Origin of the sequence: Cellulosimicrobium sp. CpK407, assembly GCF_051844275.1 — a bacterium.
GTDB classification, from domain to species: Bacteria; Actinomycetota; Actinomycetes; order Actinomycetales; family Cellulomonadaceae; genus Cellulosimicrobium; species Cellulosimicrobium cellulans_G.
On sequence record NZ_JBGNYC010000016.1, the window covers coordinates 1 to 24738 of the forward strand.

20 protein-coding genes and 1 riboswitch are annotated in these 24738 nt (G+C 75.2%); of the genes, 7 read left to right on the forward strand and 13 right to left on the reverse strand.

Features of this window, described 5'->3' with window-relative positions; translation table 11 throughout:
• The first annotated feature begins 218 nt into the window (after window positions 1-218).
• Entirely contained in the window at window positions 219-1220 is a 1002-nt protein-coding gene (locus ABWU78_RS09145) for an ATP-binding cassette domain-containing protein (RefSeq protein ID WP_253052729.1), read from the forward strand.
• Window positions 1220-2071, forward strand: coding sequence for an ABC transporter permease (locus ABWU78_RS09150; protein ID WP_253052727.1), 852 nt, complete (start codon window positions 1220-1222; stop codon window positions 2069-2071). The genes ABWU78_RS09145 and ABWU78_RS09150 overlap by 1 nt, the downstream gene beginning before the upstream one ends.
• Window positions 2072-2155: 84 nt before the next feature.
• Here ABWU78_RS09150 and ABWU78_RS09155 read toward each other — a convergent pair whose 3' ends face one another.
• The 3 genes from ABWU78_RS09155 to ABWU78_RS09165 all read right to left on the reverse strand — a co-directional run bounded on the left by ABWU78_RS09155 (window position 2156) and on the right by ABWU78_RS09165 (window position 5131).
• Entirely contained in the window at window positions 2156-3103 is a 948-nt protein-coding gene (locus tag ABWU78_RS09155) for a universal stress protein (protein ID WP_253052725.1), read from the reverse strand.
• A 186-nt stretch (window positions 3104-3289) separates the two neighbouring features.
• Window positions 3290-4090: a C40 family peptidase gene (locus tag ABWU78_RS09160; protein ID WP_253052723.1), complete on the reverse strand. Its 801-nt coding sequence runs from the start codon at window positions 4088-4090 to the stop codon at window positions 3290-3292.
• 2 nt (window positions 4091-4092) lie between these two features.
• Window positions 4093-4253: riboswitch (cyclic di-AMP (ydaO/yuaA leader) on the reverse strand.
• A gap of 167 nt (window positions 4254-4420) precedes the next feature.
• The gene (locus tag ABWU78_RS09165; RefSeq protein ID WP_253052721.1) at window positions 4421-5131 is read right to left on the reverse strand and encodes a metal-dependent transcriptional regulator; all 711 of its coding nucleotides are present in this window, start codon (window positions 5129-5131) and stop codon (window positions 4421-4423) included.
• A gap of 252 nt (window positions 5132-5383) precedes the next feature.
• Between ABWU78_RS09165 and serC the strand changes: the two genes are divergently transcribed.
• Complete coding sequence (serC, locus tag ABWU78_RS09170; RefSeq protein WP_439158159.1) at window positions 5384-6526, forward strand: phosphoserine transaminase; 1143 nt, start codon at window positions 5384-5386, stop codon at window positions 6524-6526.
• A 94-nt stretch (window positions 6527-6620) separates the two neighbouring features.
• On the opposite strand, the gene ABWU78_RS09175 is transcribed toward serC, so the two are convergent.
• From ABWU78_RS09175 to ABWU78_RS09200, 6 genes are all read right to left on the reverse strand, one after another.
• A complete protein-coding gene (locus tag ABWU78_RS09175; protein ID WP_253052717.1) occupies window positions 6621-7967 on the reverse strand; it encodes an MFS transporter in 1347 nt (448 codons plus the stop codon).
• Complete coding sequence (locus ABWU78_RS09180) at window positions 7964-8422, reverse strand: MarR family winged helix-turn-helix transcriptional regulator (RefSeq protein WP_253052715.1); 459 nt, start codon at window positions 8420-8422, stop codon at window positions 7964-7966. The genes ABWU78_RS09175 and ABWU78_RS09180 overlap by 4 nt, the downstream gene beginning before the upstream one ends.
• Window positions 8423-8509: 87 nt before the next feature.
• Window positions 8510-9865, reverse strand: a complete 1356-nt coding sequence (manA, locus tag ABWU78_RS09185) for a mannose-6-phosphate isomerase, class I (RefSeq protein ID WP_353708496.1) — start codon at window positions 9863-9865, stop codon at window positions 8510-8512.
• A gap of 9 nt (window positions 9866-9874) precedes the next feature.
• Window positions 9875-11350, reverse strand: a complete 1476-nt coding sequence (locus ABWU78_RS09190) for an NCS2 family permease (RefSeq protein ID WP_253052708.1) — start codon at window positions 11348-11350, stop codon at window positions 9875-9877.
• A gap of 85 nt (window positions 11351-11435) precedes the next feature.
• On the reverse strand, window positions 11436-12182 hold the full coding sequence (locus ABWU78_RS09195) for a hypothetical protein (protein ID WP_353708495.1): 747 nt from the start codon (window positions 12180-12182) through the stop codon (window positions 11436-11438).
• Window positions 12183-12222: 40 nt separating this feature from the next.
• Complete coding sequence (locus ABWU78_RS09200; RefSeq protein ID WP_253052704.1) at window positions 12223-13737, reverse strand: sugar transferase; 1515 nt, start codon at window positions 13735-13737, stop codon at window positions 12223-12225.
• Between the two features lie 447 nt (window positions 13738-14184).
• Here ABWU78_RS09200 and ABWU78_RS09205 point away from each other — a divergent pair, with 447 nt between their 5' ends.
• Entirely contained in the window at window positions 14185-14448 is a 264-nt protein-coding gene (locus ABWU78_RS09205; RefSeq protein WP_253052702.1) for a DUF2530 domain-containing protein, read from the forward strand.
• Here the strand turns inward: ABWU78_RS09205 and ABWU78_RS09210 are convergent.
• The 4 genes from ABWU78_RS09210 to ABWU78_RS09225 form a co-directional block, all read right to left on the reverse strand.
• The gene (locus tag ABWU78_RS09210) at window positions 14424-17570 is read right to left on the reverse strand and encodes a sacsin N-terminal ATP-binding-like domain-containing protein (RefSeq protein ID WP_353708494.1); all 3147 of its coding nucleotides are present in this window, start codon (window positions 17568-17570) and stop codon (window positions 14424-14426) included. The two genes, ABWU78_RS09205 and ABWU78_RS09210, sit on opposite strands and share 25 nt — an antisense overlap.
• Window positions 17567-18595: a DUF3027 domain-containing protein gene (locus tag ABWU78_RS09215; protein ID WP_253052696.1), complete on the reverse strand. Its 1029-nt coding sequence runs from the start codon at window positions 18593-18595 to the stop codon at window positions 17567-17569. The genes ABWU78_RS09210 and ABWU78_RS09215 overlap by 4 nt, the downstream gene beginning before the upstream one ends.
• A 1-nt stretch (window position 18596) precedes the next feature.
• Window positions 18597-18980, reverse strand: a complete 384-nt coding sequence (locus ABWU78_RS09220; RefSeq protein WP_253052694.1) for a cold-shock protein — start codon at window positions 18978-18980, stop codon at window positions 18597-18599.
• 120 nt (window positions 18981-19100) lie between these two features.
• Window positions 19101-19829 (reverse strand): TetR/AcrR family transcriptional regulator, encoded by a 729-nt coding sequence (locus ABWU78_RS09225; protein WP_253052692.1) that lies wholly within the window; start codon window positions 19827-19829, stop codon window positions 19101-19103.
• Between the two features lie 120 nt (window positions 19830-19949).
• Here ABWU78_RS09225 and ABWU78_RS09230 point away from each other — a divergent pair, with 120 nt between their 5' ends.
• The 3 genes from ABWU78_RS09230 to ABWU78_RS09240 all read left to right on the forward strand — a co-directional run bounded on the left by ABWU78_RS09230 (window position 19950) and on the right by ABWU78_RS09240 (window position 24671).
• Window positions 19950-20888 (forward strand): NAD-dependent epimerase/dehydratase family protein, encoded by a 939-nt coding sequence (locus ABWU78_RS09230; protein ID WP_353708493.1) that lies wholly within the window; start codon window positions 19950-19952, stop codon window positions 20886-20888.
• Between the two features lie 229 nt (window positions 20889-21117).
• Window positions 21118-22071, forward strand: a complete 954-nt coding sequence (locus ABWU78_RS09235; protein WP_253052688.1) for a hypothetical protein — start codon at window positions 21118-21120, stop codon at window positions 22069-22071.
• A 116-nt stretch (window positions 22072-22187) separates the two neighbouring features.
• Window positions 22188-24671, forward strand: a complete 2484-nt coding sequence (locus ABWU78_RS09240) for a helicase-associated domain-containing protein (RefSeq protein WP_353708492.1) — start codon at window positions 22188-22190, stop codon at window positions 24669-24671.
• Window positions 24672-24738: the final 67 nt, after the last annotated feature.

Genomic DNA, 24738 nt, shown 5'->3' on the forward strand with positions numbered 1-24738 from the left:
ACCCCCCATGTTTTCCCCCCCGCGACCGGAGGCTCTCCTTCGCGCGGCCACACTCCGCTCTGCTTCTGACGAATCGCACTGGTCGTCGGGCGGCCGCGCGGCGCAGGATGGAAGACGCGCGACCGATGAGTTCCGCCGGCCCCGACGGTCGGTGGGTGGGTGGCCCGGGGAGCCGGGCGGCTCGTCGGTTCCGGCGAACGACCACCCGCGGAGGGGACATGACCGACACTGCACGTGGCGACCTCGCCGTCGAGGCACGCGGCCTCGTCAAGCACTTCACGACCGGGAAGTCCGTGACCAAGGCGGTCGACGGCATCGACCTGCTCATCCCCGAGGGCACCGTGTTCGGCGTGCTCGGGCCGAACGGCGCGGGCAAGACGACCGCGGTCCGCATGCTCGCGACGCTCCTGCGCCCCGACGCGGGGACCGCACGCGTGCTGGGCCACGACGTGGTGCACGACGCCGACAAGGTGCGCTCCGTCGTCGGGCTCACGGGGCAGTACGCGTCGGTGGACGAGGACCTCACGGGGACGGAGAACCTCGTGATGCTCGCACGGCTCTACGGGTTCCTCGGGGGCACGGCACGCGGGCGCTCGGCCGAGCTCCTGGAGGCGTTCGGCCTGGGCGACGCGGGCGACCGCCAGGTGAAGACGTACTCGGGCGGCATGCGGCGACGCATCGACCTCGCGGCGAGCCTCGTCATGAGCCCGCGCGTCATCTTCCTCGACGAGCCGACGACGGGCCTCGACCCGCGCAGCCGCAACCAGGTGTGGGACATCGTCCGCGTGCTGGTGGCGGACGGCGCGACGGTCCTGCTGACGACGCAGTACCTGGAGGAGGCGGACCAGCTCGCCGACCGGATCGCCGTGATCGACCACGGCAAGGTCATCGCGGAGGGCACCGCGACGGAGCTCAAGCGCTCCGTGGGCGAGGGCGCGGTCCACGTCCGGCTCGCCGACGCGACCCGGCGGGGTCGCGCGGCGGAGGTCGTGGGCGCGCTGCTCGGCACGGAGATCACGCTCGCGAACGACCCGTACGCGTTCACGGCGCGCGTTCCCGACGACGGCGCCGCGGACGTCGCGCGCATCCTGCCCGCGCTCGGGGACGAGGGCATCGTGGTCCCCGAGTTCACGCTCGGCCAGCCGAGCCTCGACGAGGTGTTCCTCGCCCTGACGGGCCAGCCCATGGACGACGACGAGACGACCGAGGAGGTCGCCTGATGGCCGCGGACCCCACCATCACCGCCGCGGAGCTGCGCGCGCCCGAGGCGAACGCGCTGCGGGCCGCGGTCGCGCTCGATCGGCGGCCCTCGCGGCCGTCCGCGGTGTCGGCGACCTTCACCTACACGTGGCGTGCGCTGCTCAAGATCAAGCACGTGCCAGAACAGCTCTTCGACGTCACGGTCTCGCCGATCATCTTCACGCTCATGTTCACGTACCTCTTCGGCGGCGCGCTCGCCGGGGACGTGCAGAGCTACCTCCAGTTCCTGCTGCCGGGCATCCTCGTGCAGGCGGTGCTCTTCACGACGATCTACACCGGCTACACGATGAACACCGACATCAGCAAGGGCGTGTTCGACCGGTTCCGGTCGTTGCCCGTGTGGCGGCCCGCGCCGATCGTCGGTGCGCTGCTCGGCGACACGGTGCGCTACACGATCGCGTCGGCCGTGACCCTCGCGCTCGGCCTCGTCCTGGGTTTCCGCCCGCCGGGCGGGGTGGTCGGTGTGGTCCTCGGGGTCGTGCTGCTGCTCGTCTTCGCGTTCGCGCTGAGCTGGGTGTTCACGGCCCTCGGGCTCGTGCTGCGCTCCCCCAACGCCGTCATGGGGACGTCGATGCTCGTGCTCATGCCGTTGACGTTCGCGTCCAACATCTTCGTCGACCCGTCGACGATGCCGGTCGTGCTGCAGCGCTTCGTCGACGTCAACCCGGTGACCCACCTCGTGACCGCGGTCCGCGGCCTCATGGCGGGAGAGCCCGCGACGGAGGGGATCGTGTGGGTCCTCGTCGCGTCGGTCGTCCTGACCGCGGTCCTCGCCCCGATCACGATGCGCCTCTACCGCAACCGCAGCTGACCGGCCGCCAGGCACCCGCCGCGGGGCCGGACGCGCGAGGCGCACCGCCGCACGCGTCCGGCCCTCCTGGTGGTTCTCGGGCGCTCAGCCGTCCTCGGCCGTCGGCGCGTCGTCCTCGCACTTCTTGGTCACGACCATGACCGGGCACGCCGAGTGGTGCAGGACGGCCTGGCTCGTGGAGCCGAGCAGCAGCCCGCGGAAGCCGCCGCGCCCGCGGGAACCGACCACGACCAGGTCGGAGGCCGTCGAGAACTCCGTGAGGAGCTCGGCGCCCGTGCCGTCGAGGACGATCCGCTTGATCGTGAGCCCGGGATGCTCCGCCTCGTGGCGGTCGATGATGACGTTGAGGCCCTCGGTGATGTCCGCGAGCACCTGCTCGTGGTCGATCGACGCGGGCAGCCACGCCAGGAGGCCGGCACCGGCACCGACCGGGACACCGGCGACCGCGACGAGCTCCGCGTCCCAGGCCTGGGCCTGACGGATCGCGTGGCGCAGGGCGATCTCCGCCGACGGCGACCCGTCGACGCCGACGACGATGCGTCGCAGGGGCTTCACGGTGAGGGGCTCCTGCGGCGCTCCCTCCTCGCTCTTCGCCTCGGAGCGGTAGGGCACCACGACGGTCGGGCAGTGGGCGTGCGCGGGCAGCGCCGAGGAGACGGTGCCGAGGAGCCGCTCGGTGAAGCCGCCCCGGCCCCTCGTGCCGACGACGACGAGCGAGTGCTCGCGCGACATCTCGACGAGCACGCCCGCGGCGTCGCCCGTCGTCACCGTCGCGGTCGTGCGGACCCCGGCCGCCTCGGACCGCGCACGCGCCTCCTCGAGGACCGCCCGGGCGCCCTCCTGGATGGCCGAGTCGTCGAGCGCCGCGTAGCCGCCGTCCAGCGACGCAGCGGTGAACGACGGCAAGGAGTAGGTACAGACGATGTGGAGCGGCCAGCCCACCCGCAGCGCGTACGCGGCGGCCCAGTCCAGGGCGTGCAGGCTCGGTGCCGAGCCGTCGACGCCGACGAGGACGGATTCCGTGCGGGTCATGAGCGACTCTCCTCTCGACGGCCCGGTGCCATCGGACGACCAACCTAGCCGAGACCAGTGCGCCCGTCCGTCTGCCACGAGTCACGAACACGTCAAGAATGCCACGAACCCCGCCTCCTCGCGACGATGCGCGAGGTGACGGGGTTCGTCAGGCCAGTGACCGCCAGGGCCCTGGGGCGTGGGCGATCAGGCCACGCGGATGAACGTGGGGTTCGACTGCCAGATCTGACGGAACTGGACGGTCTTCCCGGGGCGCGGGGCGTCGATCATCATGTTGTCGCCCGCGTAGATCGCGATGTGGCCCGGCGTCCAGATGAGGTCGCCCGGCTGCGCCTGGTCGCGCGACACCTTGGTGCCGACGGAGCCCTGGGCGCTCGACGTGCGCGGCAGGCTGATGCCGACCTGCGCGTAGACGTAGCTGGTGAATCCCGAGCAGTCGAAGCCGTCGGGGGTGGTGCCGCCGTAGACGTAGGGGACGCCCACGTAGCGCGCGGCGATCGAGACGATGGTCGAGCCGTAGGCCGAGGCGGGAACCTCGACGGCCGCCTCCTGCTGGGCAGGAGCCTCGGACTGGGTGGACTGACGCTCCTGCGTGCGGCTCGTCTGCGTGGTGCGGACGGGCTCCGGCTCCGGCTCCGGCTCGGGGGCCGGGGTCACGGTGACGGGGGCCGCCGCCTGCTCGATCGTGAACGCCGCGTCGGCCGCGACGGTCACCGCGGGAGCGGCCTCGAGCGCCTGGCGCGCCTGCGCGGTGAGGGCGCTGAGGTCGACGGCGTTGAGCTTGCCGGACTCGTTGTCGACGGGGGCCGCGGTCGCGGGGGCGGCGGCACCGATCATCGAGACGATGAGGCCCGAGGACGCGGCGACGACGGCGGTGCGGCGACCGACGGTCGACATCTGGTCCGACGCGGCCTGGGCGATGGAGCTGAGTGGCGTCACGGGACGCCGCGCCGCGCGGTGGCGGGCGCGAGTCGTGCTCACGGTCACTTTGTGCCTCTCCAAGACGCCTGCGAGGTCAGCTGTCGGGTTCGGGTGGAAGAGTCACCCGGCCGTCAGGACCGAGGTCCGTCAGGCTTCACCCCAAGGGCGCTGTCTCCAGCACCCGGAAGTGGGTCCCCCGTCCCTGTCATCGGGTCGTCGTTGGCCTCTTGCGGTGACAGGGTTAGGCGTTCCGCGCGAGGACTCCGTCGAATGGGTATTCCGATGGAGCAGCACCGACCGTACAGGACGCCCCGGCAAAAGTCACGTTCCCATTACGAATCGATGCGGACGATCATATCGCCCCAGGTCAGCGCCCATTTGCCGGTGAACGGGCGGCTAGCCCCGGGCGACGAAGAGGTGACGCGCGACGTCGTCGGGCAGGTCCAGCACGACCGCCGCACCCTCCCCCTGGACGGTCGCGCCGCCGTCGCCCGTCGACCGCACGACGAGGGTGCGACGGGGCAGCACCTCGGCCTCCGCGAGGCGCGCGAGCAGCTCGACGTCGACCTGGATCGGCTCGGCGATCCGCTGCAGCACGACGCGCGTCTCCGCGCCGTCACGGCCGTGCTCCGCGAGGAACACCGGGAGCGACACGACGCCGTCGAGGAAGTCGACCTCCTCGAACTGCTCCCCCAGCTCCGGCAGGCCCGGGATCGGGTTCCCGTACGGGTCGAAGTGGGGGTGGTCGAGCAGCCCGATGAGGCGCTCCTCGACGAGCTCGCTCATCACGTGCTCCCACCGGCACGCCTCGGTGTGCACGTACTCCCAGTCGAGCTTGATCACGTCGGTCAGCAGGCGCTCGGCGAGCCGGTGCTTGCGCATGACGCGCGTCGCCTTGTCGTGGCCGACGGACGTGAGCTCCAGGTGGCGGTCGCCCGTGACGACGACGAGGCCGTCGCGCTCCATGCGCGCGACCGTCTGCGACACCGTGGGTCCCGAGTGGCCGAGGCGCTCCGCGATGCGCGCGCGCAGCGGGACGATGCCCTCTTCCACGAGCTCGTAGATCGTCTTCAGATACATCTCGGTGGTATCGATCAGATCGGTCACGTCACGCTCCCAGTCGCTCGTCGGCTCGGGGCGCCCGGTCGTCGTCGCCGCGGGGCGCCTGCCCGCACCGGCGGGCCGCTGGGGGACAGTCTATGGCGAGCCCGTGACCCGGCCTGGGGACGGCGCGGGAGAACCCGTGGCGCCGGTCCCGCCCCACGGCTCCGGCACCCCCTCCGCGACCCGGCGACCGCCGTCGTCGCCCGTCCGCGGACACCGCTCCCGACCCGGGCGCCACGCGCGTAGGGTGACGGCGTGCCCGATCCCGCGAACGCCACCATCACGATCCCCTCGGACCTGCTGCCGACCGACGGCCGGTTCGGCTCCGGGCCGAGCAAGGTCCGCGCCGCGCAGGTCCGCGCCCTGTCCGACGCCGGTGCGTCCCTGCTCGGGACGTCCCACCGTCAGGCGCCGGTCCGCGCGGTCGTGCGCCGGACGCGCGACGGGCTCGCCGAGCTCTTCGCGCTGCCCGAGGGGTACGAGGTCGTGCTCGGGAACGGTGGCTCCACGACGTTCTGGGACGTCGCCACGGCGAGCCTCGTGCGCACCAAGGCGCAGCACGCCGCGTTCGGCGAGTTCGGCGCCAAGTTCGCCGCCGCGACGACGTCGGCGCCGTTCCTCGAGCCGTCGCAGGTGATCTCGGCCCCCGCCGGGTCCGTCGCGCTGCCCGAGCCGGCCGACGACGTCGACGTGCACGCGTGGCCGCACAACGAGACCTCGACGGGCGCCATGGCTCCGGTCCGACGCGTGGAGGGGTCGCGCGAGCGCGGCGCGCTCACGCTCGTCGACGCCACCTCGGGCGCGGGGGCGCTCCCCGTGGACGTCGCCGAGACCGACGTCTACTACTTCGCGCCGCAGAAGGTCTTCGGGTCCGACGGCGGTCTGTGGCTCGCGCTGTGCTCGCCCGACGCGCTCGCGCGCGCGGAGGAGGTCGAGTCGAGCGGCACGCGCTGGGTGCCGGAGTCCCTCTCGCTGCGCACGGCGGCGGCCAACTCGCGGCTGGACCAGACGCTCAACACGCCCGCGATCGCCACGCTCGTCATGCTCGCGGAGCAGGTCGAGTGGATCCTCGGCAACGGCGGTCTCCCCTGGGCCGCGGCCCGGTCGGCCGAGTCGGCAGCCCACCTCTACGGCTGGGCCGAGGCGCGCGAGTGGGCGACGCCGTTCGTCGCCGACCCGGCGCAGCGCTCCACCGTCGTCGGCACGATCGACCTCGACGACGCGATCGACGCGACCGCCGTCGTGGCCGCGCTCCGCGCGAACGGGGTCCTCGACGTCTTCCCCTACCGCAAGCTCGGCCGCAACCAGCTCCGCGTGGCGATGTTCCCGGCGATCGAGCCCGACGACGTCCGCGCCCTCACGGCGTGCGTCGACCACGTCGTCGCGCACCTCGCCTGACGACCACGACCCTCCCCCGCGTCGAACACGACCTTGGTGTCGCTATGGAGGCCATTGCGACACCAAGGTCGTGTTCGGCGGAGGGACCGGGGGGTCAGGCGGCGCGGGCCGCTTCCTCCGCGTCCTCGATCCCGAGGCGACGGCTCGTCTCGGCGCGGGCCGAGCGGTCCGCCGGGGTGCCCGCGTCGAGGTAGCGGACCACGAGGTGCGGGCGCTGGAGGACGCGGTAGCGGACCTCGAGGTGCCAGTTGCGCACGGCCCAGACGGCGGCGCCCACGGCGACGAGGCCGGCGGTGATCGAGCCGACGCCGATGGCCCAGCGCGGGCCCCAGGCCTCGGCGATCCAGCCGACGAGCGGCGACCCGACCGGCGTCGCGCCGAGGAACACGATCATGTAGAGCGACATGACGCGCCCGCGCATGACGGGGTCGACGGACATCTGGATCGTGGAGTTGGCCGCGGTCATCATCGTCAGCGACGCGAGGCCGACGGGGATGCAGGCGATCGCGTAGCTCGGGTAGGTCGGCATGAGCGCCATGACGCCCGTCGCGACGGCGAACCCGAACGCGGACCCGATGACGAGCCGGACGCGCGGGCGCTCGCGCCGCGCGGCGAGCAGAGCACCGGTCAGCGACCCGATGGCGAGGATCGACCCGAGGATCCCGTACTCCCCCGGGCCCTTGCCGAACTCGACCTTGGCCATCATCGCGGACGTGAGCTGGAAGTTGAGCCCGAACGTCGACACGACGCCGACGACGACCATGATGACGATGATGTCGGTGCGCTTGCGGACGTACCTGATGCCCTCGCGGATCTGCCCCTTCTCGCGCGGGGCGCTGGGCAGGACGTGGAGCTCGCGCGTGCGCATGTACACGAGCGCGAGGATCGTCGCCCCGAACGTCACGCCGTTGAGGATGAAGAGCCAGCCCGAGCCGACGGCCGCGATGAGCAGACCCGCGACGCCCGGTCCTACGAGGCGCGCGGCGTTGAACGACGCGCTGTTGAGCCCGACGGCGTTGGACAGCTTGTCCGCCGGGACCATCTCGGCGACGAAGGTCTGGCGCACCGGGTTGTCGAACGCGGTGACGACGCCGAGCAGCCCCGCGAACACGTAGACGTGCCAGAGCTCGACGCGCCCGGACAGGACGAGGGCACCGAGACCGAGCGCGAGCAGGCCCATCGCACCCTGCGTGGCCATGAGGAGCCGACGGCGCGGGAGCCGGTCGGCGAGCAGGCCCGCCCACGCGGACAGGGCGAGCACGGGCGCGAACTGCAGCGCTGTCACGACGCCGACGGCGATGCCGGAGTTGTCGGTGAGGTCGGTGAGGACGAGCCAGTCCTGCGCGACGCGCTGCATCCAGGTGCCGACGTTCGCGACGAGCGCGGCGCCGAACCAGACGCGGTAGTTGTAGTACTTCAGGGAGGAGAACGTCGCGCTCATCGGGCGGCGATCCGGGTCAACAGCTCACTGGCGCGGGCCAAGGTCTCTCTTTCGTCGGGGGTGAGGGAGGACAGCTGCTGCGTGAGCCACGCGTCCCGGCGGCGGCGGGTCTCCTTGACCTCGCGCACGCCGGCGTCCGTGAGCCGCACGACGACCTGACGCCGGTCACTCGGGTGCTCGGTCTTCTCCACGAGCCCCATCTCGACGAGGGCGTTGACGGCCCGGGTCATCGACGGCGGCCTGACGCGCTCGTGCTCGGCGAGCTCGCTCGGCGACATGGCGCCGTGCTTGTGCAGGACCGTGAGCACGCCGAACCGCCCCTCGGGGAGGTCGGCCTCGCCGCGCTGGGCACGCAGGCGGCGCGAGATGCGGGTGAGCGCGACGCGGAGCTCGCCGCCGAGCGTCGCGGGCCGGCACTGGCTCCGGGAGGGGGCAGTGGGGTCCGCAGCAGGCATGATAGTTACCTTAACTCATTACCTTGAGTAAAGAAAGGGGCGCACGTCACCCCCGCGGGGCAGAACGGTGAGCGGTGCGGCCCCGGGTCAGGGCACGTAGGCGACGACGGTGCGGCCGTCACCGCGCGCGACCACCGGCCCCGTCCCGTGCGGGACGAAGACCGACTCGCCGCGCGCCAGGCGCACCTCGACGGAGCGCGCACCCGAGCCTCCGGCGAGCGTCACCGCACCGTCCAGGCACAGCACGACGCGCGGACCGGCGTCGGGCAGGGCCACCGGGCCCGTGACCCGGCCCGCCCGGAGCGCGAACTCCGCCACGGGCGGGCGGTAGGTGACGAGGCCGGAACCGTCCTCGACCAGCCGCGGCCGTGCGGCGGGTCCGGGCGTGCACGTGGCGCACTCGAGCAGCGCGTCGACGTCGACGAGCTTGGTCGTGAGCCCGGCACGCAGGACGTTGTCCGAGCTCGCCATGATCTCGACCGCGCACCCGGACAGGTAGGCGTGCACGTGCCCCGAGGGCACGAACATCGACTCCCCGGGGGCGAGCGTGACCCGGTTGAGCATGAGGGAGACGACGGCGCCCGGGTCGCCCGGGTGCTGGTCCGCCAGCGAGAGCACCGTGGCGTCGGCACGCTGCGACGTCCGACGAGGAACCCCGGACGCCGGAGCGGCACCGGTACCGGACGCTGCCTCGGCCCGGGCCCGCACCGACGCGACGGTCCGCGCGAGGTCCGCCGCGACGTCGGGCTCGGAACGCGCGTGCAGGGCGAGCGTGAACGCCGCGCGGACGCCCGCCTCCGTGGGGCTGGCGAGGAGCGCCGCCCGCATGCGCCCGACGAGGTCTCCGTCGAGGCCGTCGAGGAGCTCGAGGATGCGCGTCGGACGGCGGAAGCCCGACAGCCCCTCGAAGCGCGTCACCGCCACGACCATCTCGGGCTTGTGCTGGTCGTCGTGGAAGCTGCGCAGCGGCGAGTCGCGCGCCACGCCCTCCCGGTTCTCGCGGTTGAACCCGGCGCGCGCGAGGTGCGGCCGCGGGTGGACCTGCAGCGAGAGCGCGCGCTCGGCGGCGAGCACCTTGAGCAGGAACGGCAGGCGGGGCCCGTGCTGGTCGAGCACGCGCTGGCCCAGGGCCCCCACCGGGTCCGCGCGCACCAGGTCCGCGAGCGTCGTGCCCGATGCCGCCGGCACGCCCGGTCGCGCCTCGGCCGGGCGCCGTTCGCCGTCGGGCACGACGCGCGACGGCGCGAGCGGGTGCGCGCCCATCCACAGCTCGGCCGCCGGACGACCGTCCGGTGCCACCCCCAGGAGGTCCTGGATCGCCGACGTCGAGCCCCAGTCATACGGCTGGACGGTGTTCTCCAGCCGGTAGAACGCGGGCGGACGAGCGGCGGGGAGGGCGTCGACCGACGCCTTCCCCGACCGCTCGTCCGCCGCGCTCGTCATGGGCCGAGCCTAGAGGCCCAGCGCCTCCCGGATCGGGCCGAGGAGGAAGTACACGAGGAACATCGCCGACGCGACCCACATGAGCGGGTGGATCGCGCGGACCTTGCCGAGCGCGAGCTTGATGACGACGAACGCGAGGAAGCCCGCGCCGATGCCGTCCGCGATCGAGTAGGTGAACGGCATGACGATGATCGTGAGGAACGCCGGGATCGCGATCTCGACGTTCTTCCACGAGATGCCGGCGATCTGGGTCATCATGAGGAACCCGACGAAGACCAGCGCCGGTGCGGCGGCCTCGTAGGGCACGAGCGCGACGAGCGGCGACAGGAACGTCGCGAGCAGGAACGCGACGCCCGTGACGACCGAGGCGAGACCGGTGCGCGCACCCTCGCCCGCGCCGGTCGTGGACTCGACGAAGCTCGTGTTCGACGACACCGAGCCCGCGCCGCCCGCGGCCGCGGCGAGCGAGTCGACGACGAGGATCGCGCGCGAGCGCGGCGGGACGCCGTCGGCGTCGTTGAGGCGCGCCTCGGCGCCGACGGCGACCATGGTGCCCATCGTGTCGAAGAAGTCCGCGAGCAGGAGCGAGAACACCAGCAGGATCACGGTGACGGTCGCGATGTTCTGGAACGAGCCCAGGAGCGAGAACTGGCCGAGGAGGCCGAAGTCCGGGACCTGCACGACGCCGTCGAACGTGGGCGCGTTGAGGTTGAAGCCGTTCGGGTTGGAGCCGTCGGGCGCCTTGGCGCCGATGTGCAGCGTGTTCTCCAGCACGACGGCGAGCGCGGTCGCGGTGAGGATCGCGACGAGCAGCGCGCCCTTGACCTTGCGGACCCACAGCACGATCGTCAGCACGAGGCCCACGACGAACACGAGGATCGGCCACGTGCCGAGGTTGCCGAGCGCGAGGAGCGTGCCGCTGCCCGCGGTGACGAAGCCCGCGTTGACGAGGCCGATGAGCGCGATGAAGAGGCCGATGCCCACGCTGATGGCCGTCTTCAGCTCGACCGGGACCGCGCGGAAGACCGCCTCGCGGAACCCGGTGAGCACGAGGAGCAGGATGATGAGGCCCTCGATGACGACGAGGCCCATCGCGTCCGCCCAGGTCACCCCCGGCAGCGAGGCGATGGAGTACGCCACGACCGCGTTGAGGCCCAGCCCGGCCGCGAGGCCGAGGGGGAAGTTCGCGAAGACGCCCATGGCGATCGTCATGACGCCCGCGACGAGCGCGGTCGCCGCGGCGATCTTGCCGAAGTCGGGCGCGTCGCCGCCGCCGAGGAACTGGCCCGTGCCGTCCTGGACCGTCCCGATGATCAGCGGGTTCAGCACGATGATGTAGGCCATCGCGAAGAACGTGACGAGACCACCACGGATCTCGGTGCCGACCGTCGAGCCGCGCTCGGTGATCTTGAAGAAGCGGTCGATCGCGCCGGACGCGGGGGCAGGCGCGTGCTCGTCCTCGTGGACGGGGGTGGGTGTGGACATGGTGAGAATGCTGCCAGAACCCTGTGACCGCGCGGTAACACGCGGGACACGGTCCGGCATCGTCCCCGGTGGGCGTCCGCCCACGTCAGGCGGCCCCGACGGCGGCCAGCGTCGCCCCGGGTGTGCTCGACGCCACGTCCGCGCCGTCGTGGCCGGTCCTGCCGCGACCGCCGAGCGCCGTGGGGCGCGGCGTGCCGGCCCCGTGCCCGAGCCGCTCCGCGGTCGCGAGGTCGGTGACGGTCCGGGGAGCGCCGGTCGCGAGCTGCACGGCGTGGAGCGCGTCGAGGATCGCGGCCGCCCGCTCGCCGGCCGGGCCGGCAGGGACCCCGTGGACGAGCCGGGCCGGGTGGAGGACGTCGACGACCGCGTGCCCGGTCCGGTGCTCGTCGGGGACCCACGCGACGGTCGCGCGGACGCCGTCGGCGACGAGGCCCGCCGCGAGCCACTCCGCCGTCCCGGCGGGGACGCGGGCGCGCCCGACGACCAGGTCCCCGGGGCCGAGGTGCGGGGCGAGGTCGTCGAGCGCGTCGCGGAGCGTCACCACGCGCGAGACGCCGTCCGGGTCGGGGTCGGGTCCCGCGCCGACGCACAGGACGTGCACCCGCGCACCGGCGACCGCCGTGCGGTCCGTCGTCGGGCGCAGCCGCCCGCTCACGAGGCCGAGCGCGAGGAGCCGGTGCAGCCGCGGCTCAGCCGCGTGGCCCAGGCCCGTGCGGAGCGCGTCGAGGGCAGCGGGGTCCGTGTCGTGGAGCACGACCTCGTGGCCGGCGGCCGCGAGGGAGGCCGCGTGCAGGACGCCGCGGCGACCGCATCCCGAGACCGAGACCCGCACGACGCACCTCCCCGCGCCCGACCCTGCATCCCGGCGGGCCTCAGTAGGCCCCGGAGCCGGAGAACACCGCGCGCGCCGTGCGCGCGAGGATGAGGAAGTCGCCGAACATCGTCCAGTTCTCGACGTAGTAGACGTCGAGCCGGACGCTCTCCTCCCACGACAGGTCCGACCGGCCCCCGACCTGCCACAGCCCCGTGAGACCCGGCTTGACCAGGAGGCGACGACGCACCTTCTTCTCGTACTGCTGCACCTCGCGCGGCAGCGGCGGCCGCGGCCCGACGAGGCTCATGTCGCCGCGCAGCACGTTGAAGAGCTGCGGGAGCTCGTCGAGCGAGTAGCGGCGCAGCACGCGGCCGACGGGCGTGACGCGCGGGTCGTCGCGCATCTTGAACAGCGGGCCGGCCCCGTCGTTCTGCTCCTCGAGGTGCTGGACCTCGCGGTCGGCCCCGGCGCGCATCGACCGGAACTTGAACATGGGGAACGTCCGTCCGTTGCGGCCGACGCGCTCCTGACGGAAGAGCACCGGGCCGCGGCTGGTGAGGCGGACGGCGAGCGCGACGATCACGAGCACCGGGAGCGCGGCGAGCGTGATGAGCGCCGCTCCCGTCCAGTCGATGACGGACTTCACGGCGAACTTGGGGCCGGTGAAGCGCGGCGCGTCCACGTGCAGGAGCGAGACGCTCTCCGCCGGCGTGATGGTGATGCGGGGGCCGGCGACGTCCGCGAGCTCGGCCGTGAGCATGAGGTCGACGCCGTACGGCTCGAGCTCCCAGCCGAGCCGGCGGACGACCTCGGCCGTGATGGCGTCCGAGCCCGAGACGGCGACGACGTCCGCGCCGACCCGCGTGGCGACCTCGCCCGCGTGCCGCAGCTCCCCGAGGACGGGGACGCCGCGGATCTCCTCGCCCGCCCCGAACCCGCCCGACGGGACGCACACGCCCACGACGCGGTACCCCGACTCGTCGCGGCCGTTGAGGTCGCGGATGAGCCGCTCGGCCTGGTCGCGGTGACCGATCGCGAGCACAGCCGACCGCATGCGACCGTGGGCCCGCTGACCGTGCAGCCACTGCCGCCACGCGTACCGGCCGAGGAGCAGGCCGCCGAGGCCGATCGGGAACGCGAACGCGAGGTACCCCCGCGCCTCCGGGAAGCGGAGCAGGAACGCGAGGACCGCGAGGACGGCGAAGAGGCGCCACGACGCGTCGAAGATCCGGTGGTACTCGGTGGGGCCGCTCCCCATCACCCGCGGGTCGCGCGTCCGGCTCGCGACGAGCGAGACGGACCAGGCGACCCCGACCAGCAGGCTGAGCACGACGTACGGAACGCGTGCCTCACGGACGGGCTCGTCGATGAACTGGTCCCAGCGCAGGAAGTAGGCGACGAGGACGGCGACGACGATCACGGCGGTGTCGGTGAGCAGGAGCCGGCGCCGGTAGGCGACCTCCCAGCCCTGGGCCGCGAACGCGGCGCGCGCGGCGCGGATCCGCGCCGCGGGAGTCGTGGCGAGAAGGGTGCGCAGGCTCCGCCTGGCGTCCTCGGTGACGCTGTGGGACATGCGTCCACCTCCGGTCGGTTCCACACCCTGCATGGCGACTCATCCTAGGGTTCAGAAACTGCGGGAACGAGGGTTGCCAGGGGGTTTCACCCGGGTGAGAAGACGTTCCGCACCGTCACGGTCGGAGTCGTCCTGAGGGGCAGGATCCTGCGGATCTCGTGCCGCGCTAGCCGCTCGGAGAAATAGATTGGACGGGTGTCCAGGTTCCACGTTCTGCCGAAGGTCCGGATACATCGGACGAAGGTCCCGAAGCGATGTGCGGCCCGGCGCCGACCAGATCCACCTGGACGAGTGACCATGTGTGGAGGCCGTAGCGCGGCGCCTGCATCCTAGCGTGCCGTTGCGAGCGGTCCCGACGTGTGTTCACACCAGAAGGAGATGTGGTGCAGGTCACGGGTGTGACAGCCAGGAGCGGGTGAAAAACCGCGCGGTGGCTACGATGCCCCTGTGCCCTCGTTCGTCACGCTGCTGCTCCACCCCGACCGCCGCCGCCCCGACCCCGGGCCCTGGCGGGTCGACCTGCGCGTCGTGATCCTCGTCGGCATGGGCCTCTGGACCGTCGCGCTCGTCGTGTGCACGGCCCTCCTCGCGACCGGCGCGATCACGCCGCGCGCCGTCGCGACGTGCGGCGTCGGCCTCGTCCTCGGCCTGCTCGGCCTCGTGTGGGAGCGCCGGAACCGCACCCGCTACCGCGCGTCCTCGGACGACTGAGGGTCGTCCCAGGCGGTCCGCGCGAGCGCGTCCTGCGCCGCGTCGGGGTCGCGGAGCGCCTGCTCGAGCACGAACCGCGCGCCGTGGCGTCCCGTCGCGACCGCGAGCCCCGCCGCGAGCCCGGCCGGGCCGGTCGCGTGGACCACGGCGTCCGCTCCCCCGCCGTGCTCCACCCACCACGGCACCGCGACCCCGCCCACGCGCAGGTCGTCGTGACGTTCCCAGGTGCGGGGCGCCGCGCCGTCGAGGACCGCGCGCACCGCCTCGGGGACGTCGCCACGACGGCCCGGGTCGTCGGGGGCGGGAGCGGTGCGCGGGACGGTCCGGACGTCCAGGAGGTCGGCGACCTCGGCCAGCAGACCCGGCGGCGCCGGGAGGACCGCGCGGACGGGTGACCACATCGGGTCGGGGGCGACGGCGACGTCGTCCGCGCCGACCACCAGCACCGCCCCGGCACGCAGCGCGGGCAGGCGCTCGGGCGGCGGATCCAGCCGCTCGCCACGGGCCGCGAGGGCGCCGAGCGCGCGCCAGAGCGTCAGCGCGGCCCGTGCGTCGACCGCCTCTCCGACGTCGGGCAGGTCGTCCAGCAGCTCGACCCACTCGTCCGGCGCGAGCTCCGCGAGGTCCCGCACGCCGCCCAGCGCGGCCAGCACCTCGTCGTCGAGCCCCGCCACGTCCGGCGGGGCCGGGCGCAGGAACGGGACGTGCCGGAGGCCCGACCCGAGCGCGAACGCGCCGCCGAGCTCCTCGCGCAGCCACCACGCGGTGTAGGAGCGCGCCGTGGTGGTCCGACCTCCCTCGGCCCGCACCGGGGCGAGCAGCGCCTCCCGGGTCCCGGGCTCCGTGGCGAGGCGCGCGAGCGCGTCCGGCCACGCCGCGTCGGCGACCGCGTCGAGGTCCGCGACCGCGAGGACGTCGCCCGCGTACGCCTCGGGACCGAGCGTCGCCGCGAGGTACGCGAGGTACCCGCCCCAGTCGGACAGCCAGCCCTCCGGGGCGTGCGGGTCCAGGTCCGGCTCGTCGTCCGACGCCGGCGTGAGCACGTCGCGCACGCGCAGCACCCCGAGCCCGTCGGCCGCGCCCACCGCGCGCAGCACCGGCTCGCCCCAGCGGTCGACGACCGCGGGATCGACCAGGTCGAGCGTGTCGAGCGCGTCCGCGGCCCACGTCCCGGGCAGCGCGCAGCCGCGCACGGGCGACCAGCCACCGTCCGCCGTCGGCACGGGCAGCTCGCCCCACCAGAAGGGCAGGCCCGCCCGCGCCGGGTCCGGTGCCGCGCGCACCGCGGCAGCGACCAGCGCGAGCAGCCGGCCCACGTCCGCCGTCGGGTCGTCGCCCGCGTCCGCCGCGTCCGAGGCCGCCAGGACGCGCTCGCGCACCGCCCCCTCGGAGAGCACCGCCCGGAGGTGGGTCGCCCGTGCCCCGAGCCGTTCGAGCAGCGGGTGCGCGGCCCGCGGGTCGACCACGCGCAGCCCGAGCTCGGCCGCGTCGCGCGCGTCGAGCGCACCGCCGTCCGACGGCTCGCCCGGCCCGGCGTCCAGGAGCAGGAGCCCGCGCGCGCCGCGCACGACCTGCCCGCCGAGCAGCGGCACGGGGAGCGCCCCCAGGGCCTCGAGCACCGACCTGTCGCCGGCGTGCGGTGCCAGCGCGTCGTACAGCGACCGCCAGCGCGCCGGGTCGGCGACGAGCGGGAGGTCGTCCACGACGTCCGCGAGGTCCACGACCCGTGTGCCGAGCGACCGCGCGACCGCACGGAGCGGCCCCGGGACGTCCACCAGGTGGGCGACCCCCAGCTCGGACCGCACGCGCGCGTCGCCCACGTCCCCCGCGAGGACGCACGCCTCGGCGGGCGTGACCAGGGCCTGCCGCACGGTCGCCGCCGCGCCCCCGTCCTCGAGCACGTCGTCGTCGGCACGGAGAACCCCCGCGGCGGGGCGCGCGACCGGCGCGTCGAGCGGCAGGAGCGGGGTCCGGGCGAGCGCCGCCTCGGCCGACGCGCGGACCTCCGCGTCGACGGCGCTCGCCGGCAGCCCGGTCGGGACGAGGGCGAGCACGTCGGCACCGCGCTCTGGCGCGAGCTCGCCGAGCAGCTCCGCGTACGCACGCCCCGCCGCACGCGCCACGTGCGCGGTGACCGGCCCGGGCGGGACGTGCCGGCGCGCCGGGTCCAGCGGGAAGGTCGCCAGGAGCAGCGCGGGGAAGGTGAGGCGCTCGTCGGTGGGGGTCGGGGCGTGCAGCACGTCGGTGCGCGCCCCGTCGTCCGGGAGCGCCCACGTGACCGACCACCGCGTCGACGCACGCTCCTCGACCGGGCGGTCCGCGAGCAGCGCCGCGTCGATCGTCCCCTCGCGCCGCAGGACGGTCCACCGGTCGGCGACGTCCGCGACCCGTCGCTCCTCGACGCCGTCCCCGGCCACGACGACCTCGGCGAGCGCCGGGAGCGCGAGCAGGAGCGGGTCCCCCACGTCGGCGAGCTCCGCGCGGACGGCGGCGAGGGCGTCCGCGTCGCGCAGCTCGATCTCGACGACCGTGTCGTACCCCGGCGGCACCTCGACACGGGCCGGGAACGGGAGTCGCAGCGCCGGGAGCCGGTCGCCGCGGCGCGCCACCTCGGCGGCGAGGTCCGGACGGTCGGCGACCACGTCGTCGAGCGCGGCGCGCGTGCGCGCGACCGAGAGCTCGACGGCGCGCTCGCCCGTCCCGACCCGGACCCGGTCGGAGACCGCGCGGACCGCGGCGAAGCCGACCCCGAACCGTCCCACCGTGGGCGTCCGACCGTCGGCGTCGCGCGGGCTGCGTCCGGTCGCGGAGGCACGGAGCGCGACGAGCGACGCGACGCCCGAGGCGTCCAGCGGCTCGCCCGTGTTCGCCGCGCGCAGCACCCAGGGCTCGTCCGGTCCCGACGGCGCGTGCAGGCTCAGGCGCAGCCGCCCCGGGACCCCGGCGCGGGCCGCGGCGTCCGCGGCGTTCTGCGCGAGCTCGACGACGACGCGCCCCCGGTACGACCCGTGGGCGTGGTCCTCCTCGGTGTTCGCGTCCTCGCGCAGCCGCGTCGGCGACGACCGCCACGCCTCCAGGACCGCACGGCGCAGCGCGGCCGTCCCGAAGACGTCGTCCGTCACTCCTGCGGCTCGTCTGCCGCCCGCTCGGGGGCCGGCTGCGCGTCGGCCGCCGGGGCCTCCGGGGTGGTCCCCGGGTCGGGGGCGTCGGCCGGTGGGGCCTCCGGAGCGGTCTCCGGGTCGGCAACCTCCGCCGGCGCCCCGGAGGCTGCGACCGCGGCCTCCGGCTCGGCCGTCGCCGCCTCGTCGGCCGTCGCCCCGTCCTCGGCGGGCACCGCCGGCGGGGCGACGGACTCGAGCAGGGAGACGATCTCGACGTGCAGCTCGTCGACCAGGGGGTCGGCGTCGGGCCAGTCGCTCCGCTGCGGCTCGACGTCGGTCTCCGAGTGCGCACCGCACCCGTGGTCGAGGCTCACGACCTTGCCGTCGTCGGGCGACCACTCGTTCGCGCACACGCCGAACACCTGGCCGAGGCTGCCCTGGAGGGTGACGAGGAAGCCGCACGACCCGCACTCCGCGGCCGAGGCGACCGCACCGCGGGCCGTCGGGCCGCGCGAGCCGCGGTACCAGCGCTCGGCGGCCTCGTCCCGACCCTGCGGGGACAGCACGCGGGCGCGCGCGAGGGCGAGCTCGTCGATCGCGACGGCGTCCTGCTCCTCGTCGCCCGTCGGGACGTAGCCGGGCTCGAGGCGCGGGTCGTCGGCGCGGAACGGGAGCACGTCGCCCGGCCCCACGTCGCCGGGCTGCAGGCGCTCGGACCACGGGAGCCACGACGGCGCGAGCAGCGCGCCGTCGCCCGGCAGCAGCTCGACCTCGCACACCGTGGCCGTCCGCCCGCGCGGCACGCGCGCGAGGGTGACGGTCCAGTGCCAGCCGCGGTAGCCGCGCATCGTGCACGCGAACCGGTGGGAGATGAGGCGGTCCGCCTCGGCGAAGGTGCCGAGGTGCTCCCCGACGTCCTCGGGTCGCTCGGCGACCTCCTGGGCCGCGGCGCGCGCGAGCTCGACCGCGCCCGTGAGCACGGCGTCGCGCGCGGCACGCGCGGACACTCCCCGGGAACGCTCCTCGGCAGCAGCCACGGCGACCATGTCAGCCCTCGATCTCGTCGGCGACCACGCGCAGGACCTTGGCGACCATCGTGGCCTTGCCCTTCTCCGGGTAGCGGCCCTTGCCGAGCCCGTCGCGGATCCGGTCGAGCTCCTTGATGAGGTCCTCCACGATGACCGCCATCTCGTCCGCCGAGCGGCGCTTCGCCTTGACCACGGACGGCGCCGGGTCGAGGAACGTGACCGCGAGCGCCTGCGGGCCCCGCCGTCCGTCGGCGACGCCGAAGTCCACCCGGGCGCCCGGCTTGGGCGCGGGGGCGTCGGCGGGCAGCGCGGAGGCGTGCAGGAAGACCTCGCCGCCGTCGTCGTTGGCGATGAAGCCGAACCCGCGTTCGGTGTCGAACCACTTGACCTTGCCGGTGGGCACGTGAACCTCGTTCGTGCTCGTAGGAACCAGAACCCCCAGGCTACCGGCCACGCGGCGGCAAAGCCGCATCCATACCGCGGGCGCGCTCCCGGAGCCCGCCGTGCCGCGCCGTCGGTCCGGTCAGCGCGCCGCCGACCGGGCGACCACGCCCGCGTCCGCTCCCGCCCGCAGGGCGACGGCGTCGAACCAGTCGGCGTAGTCGGCCACCGTGCGGTGGAGGTGGCCGAACAGCTCGAAGGACACGGTGCCGAACAGGGTGGTCCAGGCCATGAGCGTGCGCACGACGGCCTCCGCCGGGGCGTCGGCCGCGACGAGCCCGCGGGACGCGACGTACGCGACGGCGGGGGCGACGAGCGCGTCCGCGTCCCCGGCCGACGGCGGGGCGGGCGCGGGGCCCTCGCCGCCCGCCCAGGAGTCGGCGACGACGCGGACGAGGGTCCGCACGACGCGCGTCGCGGGCTCGACGGTGTCCTGCGGCGCCGCGTACCCGGGGACGGGCGTGCCGTAGAGCAGGGCGAAGTCGCCGGGACGCTCGACGCACCAGGCCCGCAGCGCGCGGCACGCGGCGAGCCACCGGCCGGTCAGGTCGTCGCGCGCGACCGCGGCCTCCGCCGCCTCGACCGCGGCGCCGAGCTCGTCGTAGCACTCGACGAGGAGCGCCGTGAGGAGCGCGTCGCGGCTCGGGAAGTAGCGGTAGACGGCCGACGACACCATGCCGACGTCGCGCGCGACGGCCCGGAGCGAGAGCCCGGCGGGGCCGTCGGCGACGAGGCGCGCGCGGGCGGCGTCGAGGATGTCGCGCGTCAGGGTCTCGCGCGCCAGGGCGCGTGCCGTGCGAGGAGCCGTCATTCCGACAGGGTGACAGACGAGAGCGGCGCCCACAAACGAGAGCGGTGCTCTTGCAATGGATGCCGACCCGTGCCATGCTCCTCGACGAAGCGAGAGCACTGCTCTCGGAAAGGAGACCTCATGACCAACGCACCGTCCTCGTCCGACCGGCACGTCGTCGTCGGCGCCGGGCCCGTCGGCCGGCACGTCGCCGCCGAGCTCGCGGCCCGCGGGTCGCACGTCACCGTCGTCACCCGCAGCGGCCGGGACACCGGCGTCGCGGGCGCCACCCACCGCGCCCTCGACGCCTCCGACGCCGACGCCCTGACCCGCGTCGCCGACGGCGCCGACGTGCTCTACAACTGCGCCAACCCCGGCGACTACACGCAGTGGGAGCGCGTCTGGCCGCCCCTCGCGACCGCGCTGCTCACCGCCGCCGAGCGCACCGGCGCCGTCTACGCGATCACCGGCAACCTCTACCCCTACGGCCCCGTCGACGGGCCGATGACCGAGGACCTGCCCGACGTCGCGACCGACCACAAGGGGGTCCTGCGCGCCCGGCTGTGGGCCGACGCGCTGGCCGCGCACCGTGCCGGTCGCGCGCGCGTCGTCGAGGTGCGCAGCTCCGACTTCGTCGGGCCCGGCGTCGGGGGCAACGGGCACGTCTCGCGCGTCGTGCCGGCAGCCCTGCGCGGGCGCGCCGTGACGATGATCGGGCGCACCGACCTGCCGCACTCGTTCACCGACGTCCAGGACGCCGCCCGCACCCTGGTCGCCGCGGCGGCCGACCCCGACGCGCACGGCCGCACGTGGCACACCCCGAGCAACCCGCCCCGCACCCAGCGCGAGGCGCTGACCGACGTCCTCGCGAGCGTCGGGCACCCGCCCGTCCGGGTCCGCTCCCTGCGCGGCGCCGGCCTCGCCGCCGCCGGCCTGTTCTCGCCGCTGCTGCGCGAGCTGCGCGACCTCGCCTACCAGTGGGAGCGGCCCTACGTCCTCGACGACACCGCGGCACGCGCCCGCTTCGGGATCGAGCCGACGCCCTGGGACGAGGTCTGCCGCCGCACCGCCCGCGGCTGATCACCGGACCCGTCGACATCGGCGAACACAGTCGAGCTCGGCGGTCCGAGTCGAGGTCGGCGGTCGTACGTGCCGACGTCGGCAGAACCTGCCGAACGCGTGCTGCGGCCCTGAACGGCACAGGGACGCTCCGGGGCGCCGTCCACAACCTCCGCACCGCGCGGTCGTCGTCCACAGCTCCGGTACCGCCCGGCCCGCGGTGGTCTCAGGAACGGCACGATCTCTCCCCATGCCGAGTCGAGAGCCCCCGACCCCCCTCCACCTCGCGCACGAGCACCTCCCGGAAGAGGTCCGGCGCCGGCTCGCCACCGGCGAGTGGGAACGGGTGCGGCGCGGTGCGTACCGCGACACACCCGCGCCCGACGTCCCGCCCCTCGCGGCGGCGCGGACCCTCGCGGTCGCCCGAGCCCGTGCCGTCGCCCGAGCCCTGCGCGCCGACCCCGTCGTGAGCCACGCGTCCGCAGCGCTCCTGCACGGCCTGCCCGTGTGGGAACTCCCCACGACGACCCACGTGGTCCAGCCGTACCGCAGGTCGGGATCCGCGGCGCGCGACGTGACGCGGCACGTCGGCGAGGTGGGCGCCGAGGACCGGGCGACGATCCGCGGCGTCACCGCGACCTCGCTCGCGCGCACCGTCGCCGACTGCCTGCGCACGATGCCCGCGCTCGACGGACTCGTCGTGGCGGACGCGGCGCTCGCGCGGGGCGTCCGGCGGTCCGACGTCGCGACCGTCCTCGACCGGTCACCGCGAGGTCGCGGATCCCGTCGGGCCCGGCACGTGCTCGAGCTCGCGGACCCGGGCGCGGAGTCGGCCCGCGAGACCTGGCTGCGGTACGTCCTCCTGCGGACCGGGTTGCCGCGCCCGGAGACCCAGGTGCCGCTCCGCACCGAGGTCGGTCCGGTGCGGGTCGACCTGGGCTGGACGCGGTGGCGGCTGCTGCTGGAGTTCGACGGCCTGGTGAAGTACCGCACCGGCCCGTCCGGGCTGGCGCCGCGCGAGGACCCGGGCCGCGTGCTCGTCCAGGAGAAGCTGCGGCAGGAGGCGATCGAGCGCACGGGGAACCGCCTGCTGCGCGTCACCTCCCGGGACCGGCCGTCCCACGTCGTCGCGCGGGTGCTGCGGCACGTCCCGCCCGACGTCGTCCGCGGCCTCCGCCCCGACCCGTTCCTCCCGCCTCTGTGAGCTCGGCGGTCCGGCACGAGGTCGGCACGTTCCGTCGAGATCGGCGGTCCTGACTGCCGATCTCGACCGCGATCACCGATCTCGTGGGACCGGGCCCGGCGCGTAACATCGAACGGATGGCCACCTCCCGGCCCGAGCGGGCTCCGACGTACAGCGAGTCGCTGCGCCAGCGCGACGACGCCGCCCTGGTCGCGCTGCTCCGGCGGCGGCCCGACCTCGCGACGCCGTCGCCCTCGACCCTGCTCTCGCTCGCCGCGCGCGCGATGAACCGGACGAGCCTGGAGCGTGCGCTCGCCGGGCTGGACGAGCTGACGCTCCACGTCCTGGAGGCGGTGCTGGTGCTCGACTCCGTGGGGTCGCCCGCGACGGCGGCGGCGGTCGCGCGGGCGACGGGCGTCGACCGCGCGCGTGTCACCTCCGCGCTCGCCCTCCTCGACGAGCTCGCGCTCGTCTGGACCCCCGGCGCACGGTCGGCCGGGTTCCGCCCGGCGCCGGGCGTCGCGGAGGTCCTCGGCTCTCACCCCGCCGGCCTCGGCCCCGTCGCGGCCCTCGCCGCGGGCGACGCGGGCGCGGCGGGGAGGGGCGACCTGCCCGACGACGCCCCGCCCGGCACCCGGGCGATCCTCGACGCGCTGACGTGGGGACCGCCCGTCGGCGTCGCCCCCCGCGCGGACGCGTCCGCGCGGCGCGCGACGGACTGGCTCGTCGAGCACGGCTACCTGCGTGCGACGGACGAGCGGCACGTCGTGCTGCCGCGCGAGGTCGGGCTCGCCCTGCGCGGTGGCCGCACCCATCGCGACGTCCGGACGGCTCCTCCGGTCCCGGACGTCCGCGACCTCCCGCCCGCGACGGTCGACGCGGAGTCCGCGAGCGCCGGGCTCGAGGCCGTGCGGCTCGTCGCGCGGCTCGTGACGCACTGGACCGAGCACCCGCCGGGCGTCCTGCGCGCCGGCGGGCTCGGGGTGCGCGACCTGCGGCGGGCCGCCGTCGCGCTCGAGGTCGACGACCCGACGGCGGCCGCGGTCGTCGAGCTGGCCGCGGCGGCGGGGCTCGTGGCCGACGACGGCGACGACCCGCCCACGTTCGCCCCGACGCTCGCCGCGGAGGACTGGCTCGACGACGACCTGGGCGACCGCTGGGCGACGCTCGCCCGCGGCTGGTGGCGCTCGCGCCGCACCCCCTGGCTCGTGGGCAGCCGCGACGAGAAGGGCGCCCTGCGCGCCGCGCTCGACCCGGAGCTGTGGCGCCCCTGGGTGCCCCGGCTGCGGCGGTCCGTCCTGGACGTCCTCGACCTCGCCCCCGGGCGCCCGCTCGCCGCGGCCGACGTCGTCGCGGTGCTGCGGTGGCGCACGCCGCGGGCGGTGCCACCGGAGCAGGCCGTCGCGGGGCTGCTGCGCGAGGCCGCGTTGCTCGGGGTCACCGGTGCGGGCGCGCTCGCTCCCCCGGGACGTGTCCTCCTCGGTGCCGACGACGTGCAGGCGTCGTCCGGGACCGGCCCGACGGACCTCGGCGCCGCCTTCGAGGCGGTGCTCCCGGCCGAGGTCGACGACCTGCTGCTCCAGGGCGACCTCACGGGCATCGTACCGGGGCGGCCGTCGCGCACGCTCGAGCGGCTCGTCGAGGTCGCGGCGGACGTCGAGTCGCGCGGCGCCGCGACGACGGTCCGGTTCACACCCGACTCCGTCCTGCGCGCGCTCGACCGCGGCGCGACGGCCGACGAGCTCCTCGCCGAGCTCGCCGCGCACTCGCGCACCCCCGTGCCGCAGCCGCTCGAGTACCTGGTGCGCGACACGGCGCGCCGCCACGGCCGGGTCCGCGTGGGGACGGCGTCGTCGTACGTGCGCGCGGAGGACCCGGTGCTGCTCGCGGGGATCGCGGAGGACCCGGCGCTGCGCGGGCTGGGCCTCGTGCTCCTCGCGCCGACCGTGCTCGCGTCGGCCGCGCCCGCCGGGGAGCTCCAGGAGGCGCTGCGCGCCCGCGGCGTGCCGGCGGTCGTCGAGGGCCCGGACGGGCGTGTGCTCGTCGCGGACCGGGCCGGCCGGCGGGGCGCTCCCGACGGCGTCGCACCGTCCCGACGCGGCCGGGTCGCCACCGCGGGGCGGCGCGCGGGCGGGCGCGTGCGGACCGGCGTCGTCCCCGGTTCCGGGGCGCGCGTCGACGAGCCGGGCGGCGCCGCCGAGCGCACGCAGCGGTTCGCGGACCTCGTCGCCCGCCTGCGCGCGGAGGACGCGCGCTCCGCCGAGCGCGCGGGGGACGGCGCGGGCGGGCGGCCCGGACGGACGGCCCTCGCGGAGGGCGACGGGACGCGCGCGGGCGAGCGGACGCCGTCGGGCACGAACGGACGCGCCGACGGGTACGGCCCTGCGGAGGGAACATCCGACCCGGTGGCCGCGTTGGGTCTGCTGCGCGAGGCGATCGCCGACGGGGCGCTGGTCTGGCTCGAGGTCGTCGGACCGACGGGCTCGCAGGACCGCCGCCGCGTCCGACCGCTCACCCTCGACGCGGGACGGCTGCGCGCGCAGGATCCCGCGCGCGACGCGGAGCTGACGGTCGCGGTCCACCGCATCGCGTCCGTCACCCCCGACACCCCGCCGAGGTAGAGCCCTGGTAGCGCGAGGGAGAACCGTGGTCACGACCACGCCTCGACCTCGCGGCACCACGGCTCCA

Coding starts and splice junctions, on each gene's coding strand:
- ABWU78_RS09225 (WP_253052692.1), bottom strand. CDS start 19,829: ATGACGGCTCCTCGCACGGCACGCGCCCTGGCGCGCGAGACCCTGACG.
- ABWU78_RS09175 (WP_253052717.1), bottom strand. CDS start 7,967: ATGAGCGCGACGTTCTCCTCCCTGAAGTACTACAACTACCGCGTCTGG.
- ABWU78_RS09190 (WP_253052708.1), bottom strand. CDS start 11,350: ATGTCCACACCCACCCCCGTCCACGAGGACGAGCACGCGCCTGCCCCC.
- ABWU78_RS09240 (WP_353708492.1), top strand. CDS start 22,188: ATGGCCACCTCCCGGCCCGAGCGGGCTCCGACGTACAGCGAGTCGCTG.
- ABWU78_RS09215 (WP_253052696.1), bottom strand. CDS start 18,595: ATGGTCGCCGTGGCTGCTGCCGAGGAGCGTTCCCGGGGAGTGTCCGCG.
- ABWU78_RS09145 (WP_253052729.1), top strand. CDS start 219: ATGACCGACACTGCACGTGGCGACCTCGCCGTCGAGGCACGCGGCCTC.
- ABWU78_RS09180 (WP_253052715.1), bottom strand. CDS start 8,422: ATGCCTGCTGCGGACCCCACTGCCCCCTCCCGGAGCCAGTGCCGGCCC.
- ABWU78_RS09230 (WP_353708493.1), top strand. CDS start 19,950: ATGACCAACGCACCGTCCTCGTCCGACCGGCACGTCGTCGTCGGCGCC.
- ABWU78_RS09235 (WP_253052688.1), top strand. CDS start 21,118: ATGCCGAGTCGAGAGCCCCCGACCCCCCTCCACCTCGCGCACGAGCAC.
- ABWU78_RS09155 (WP_253052725.1), bottom strand. CDS start 3,103: ATGACCCGCACGGAATCCGTCCTCGTCGGCGTCGACGGCTCGGCACCG.
- ABWU78_RS09200 (WP_253052704.1), bottom strand. CDS start 13,737: ATGTCCCACAGCGTCACCGAGGACGCCAGGCGGAGCCTGCGCACCCTT.
- ABWU78_RS09150 (WP_253052727.1), top strand. CDS start 1,220: ATGGCCGCGGACCCCACCATCACCGCCGCGGAGCTGCGCGCGCCCGAG.
- manA (WP_353708496.1), bottom strand. CDS start 9,865: ATGACGAGCGCGGCGGACGAGCGGTCGGGGAAGGCGTCGGTCGACGCC.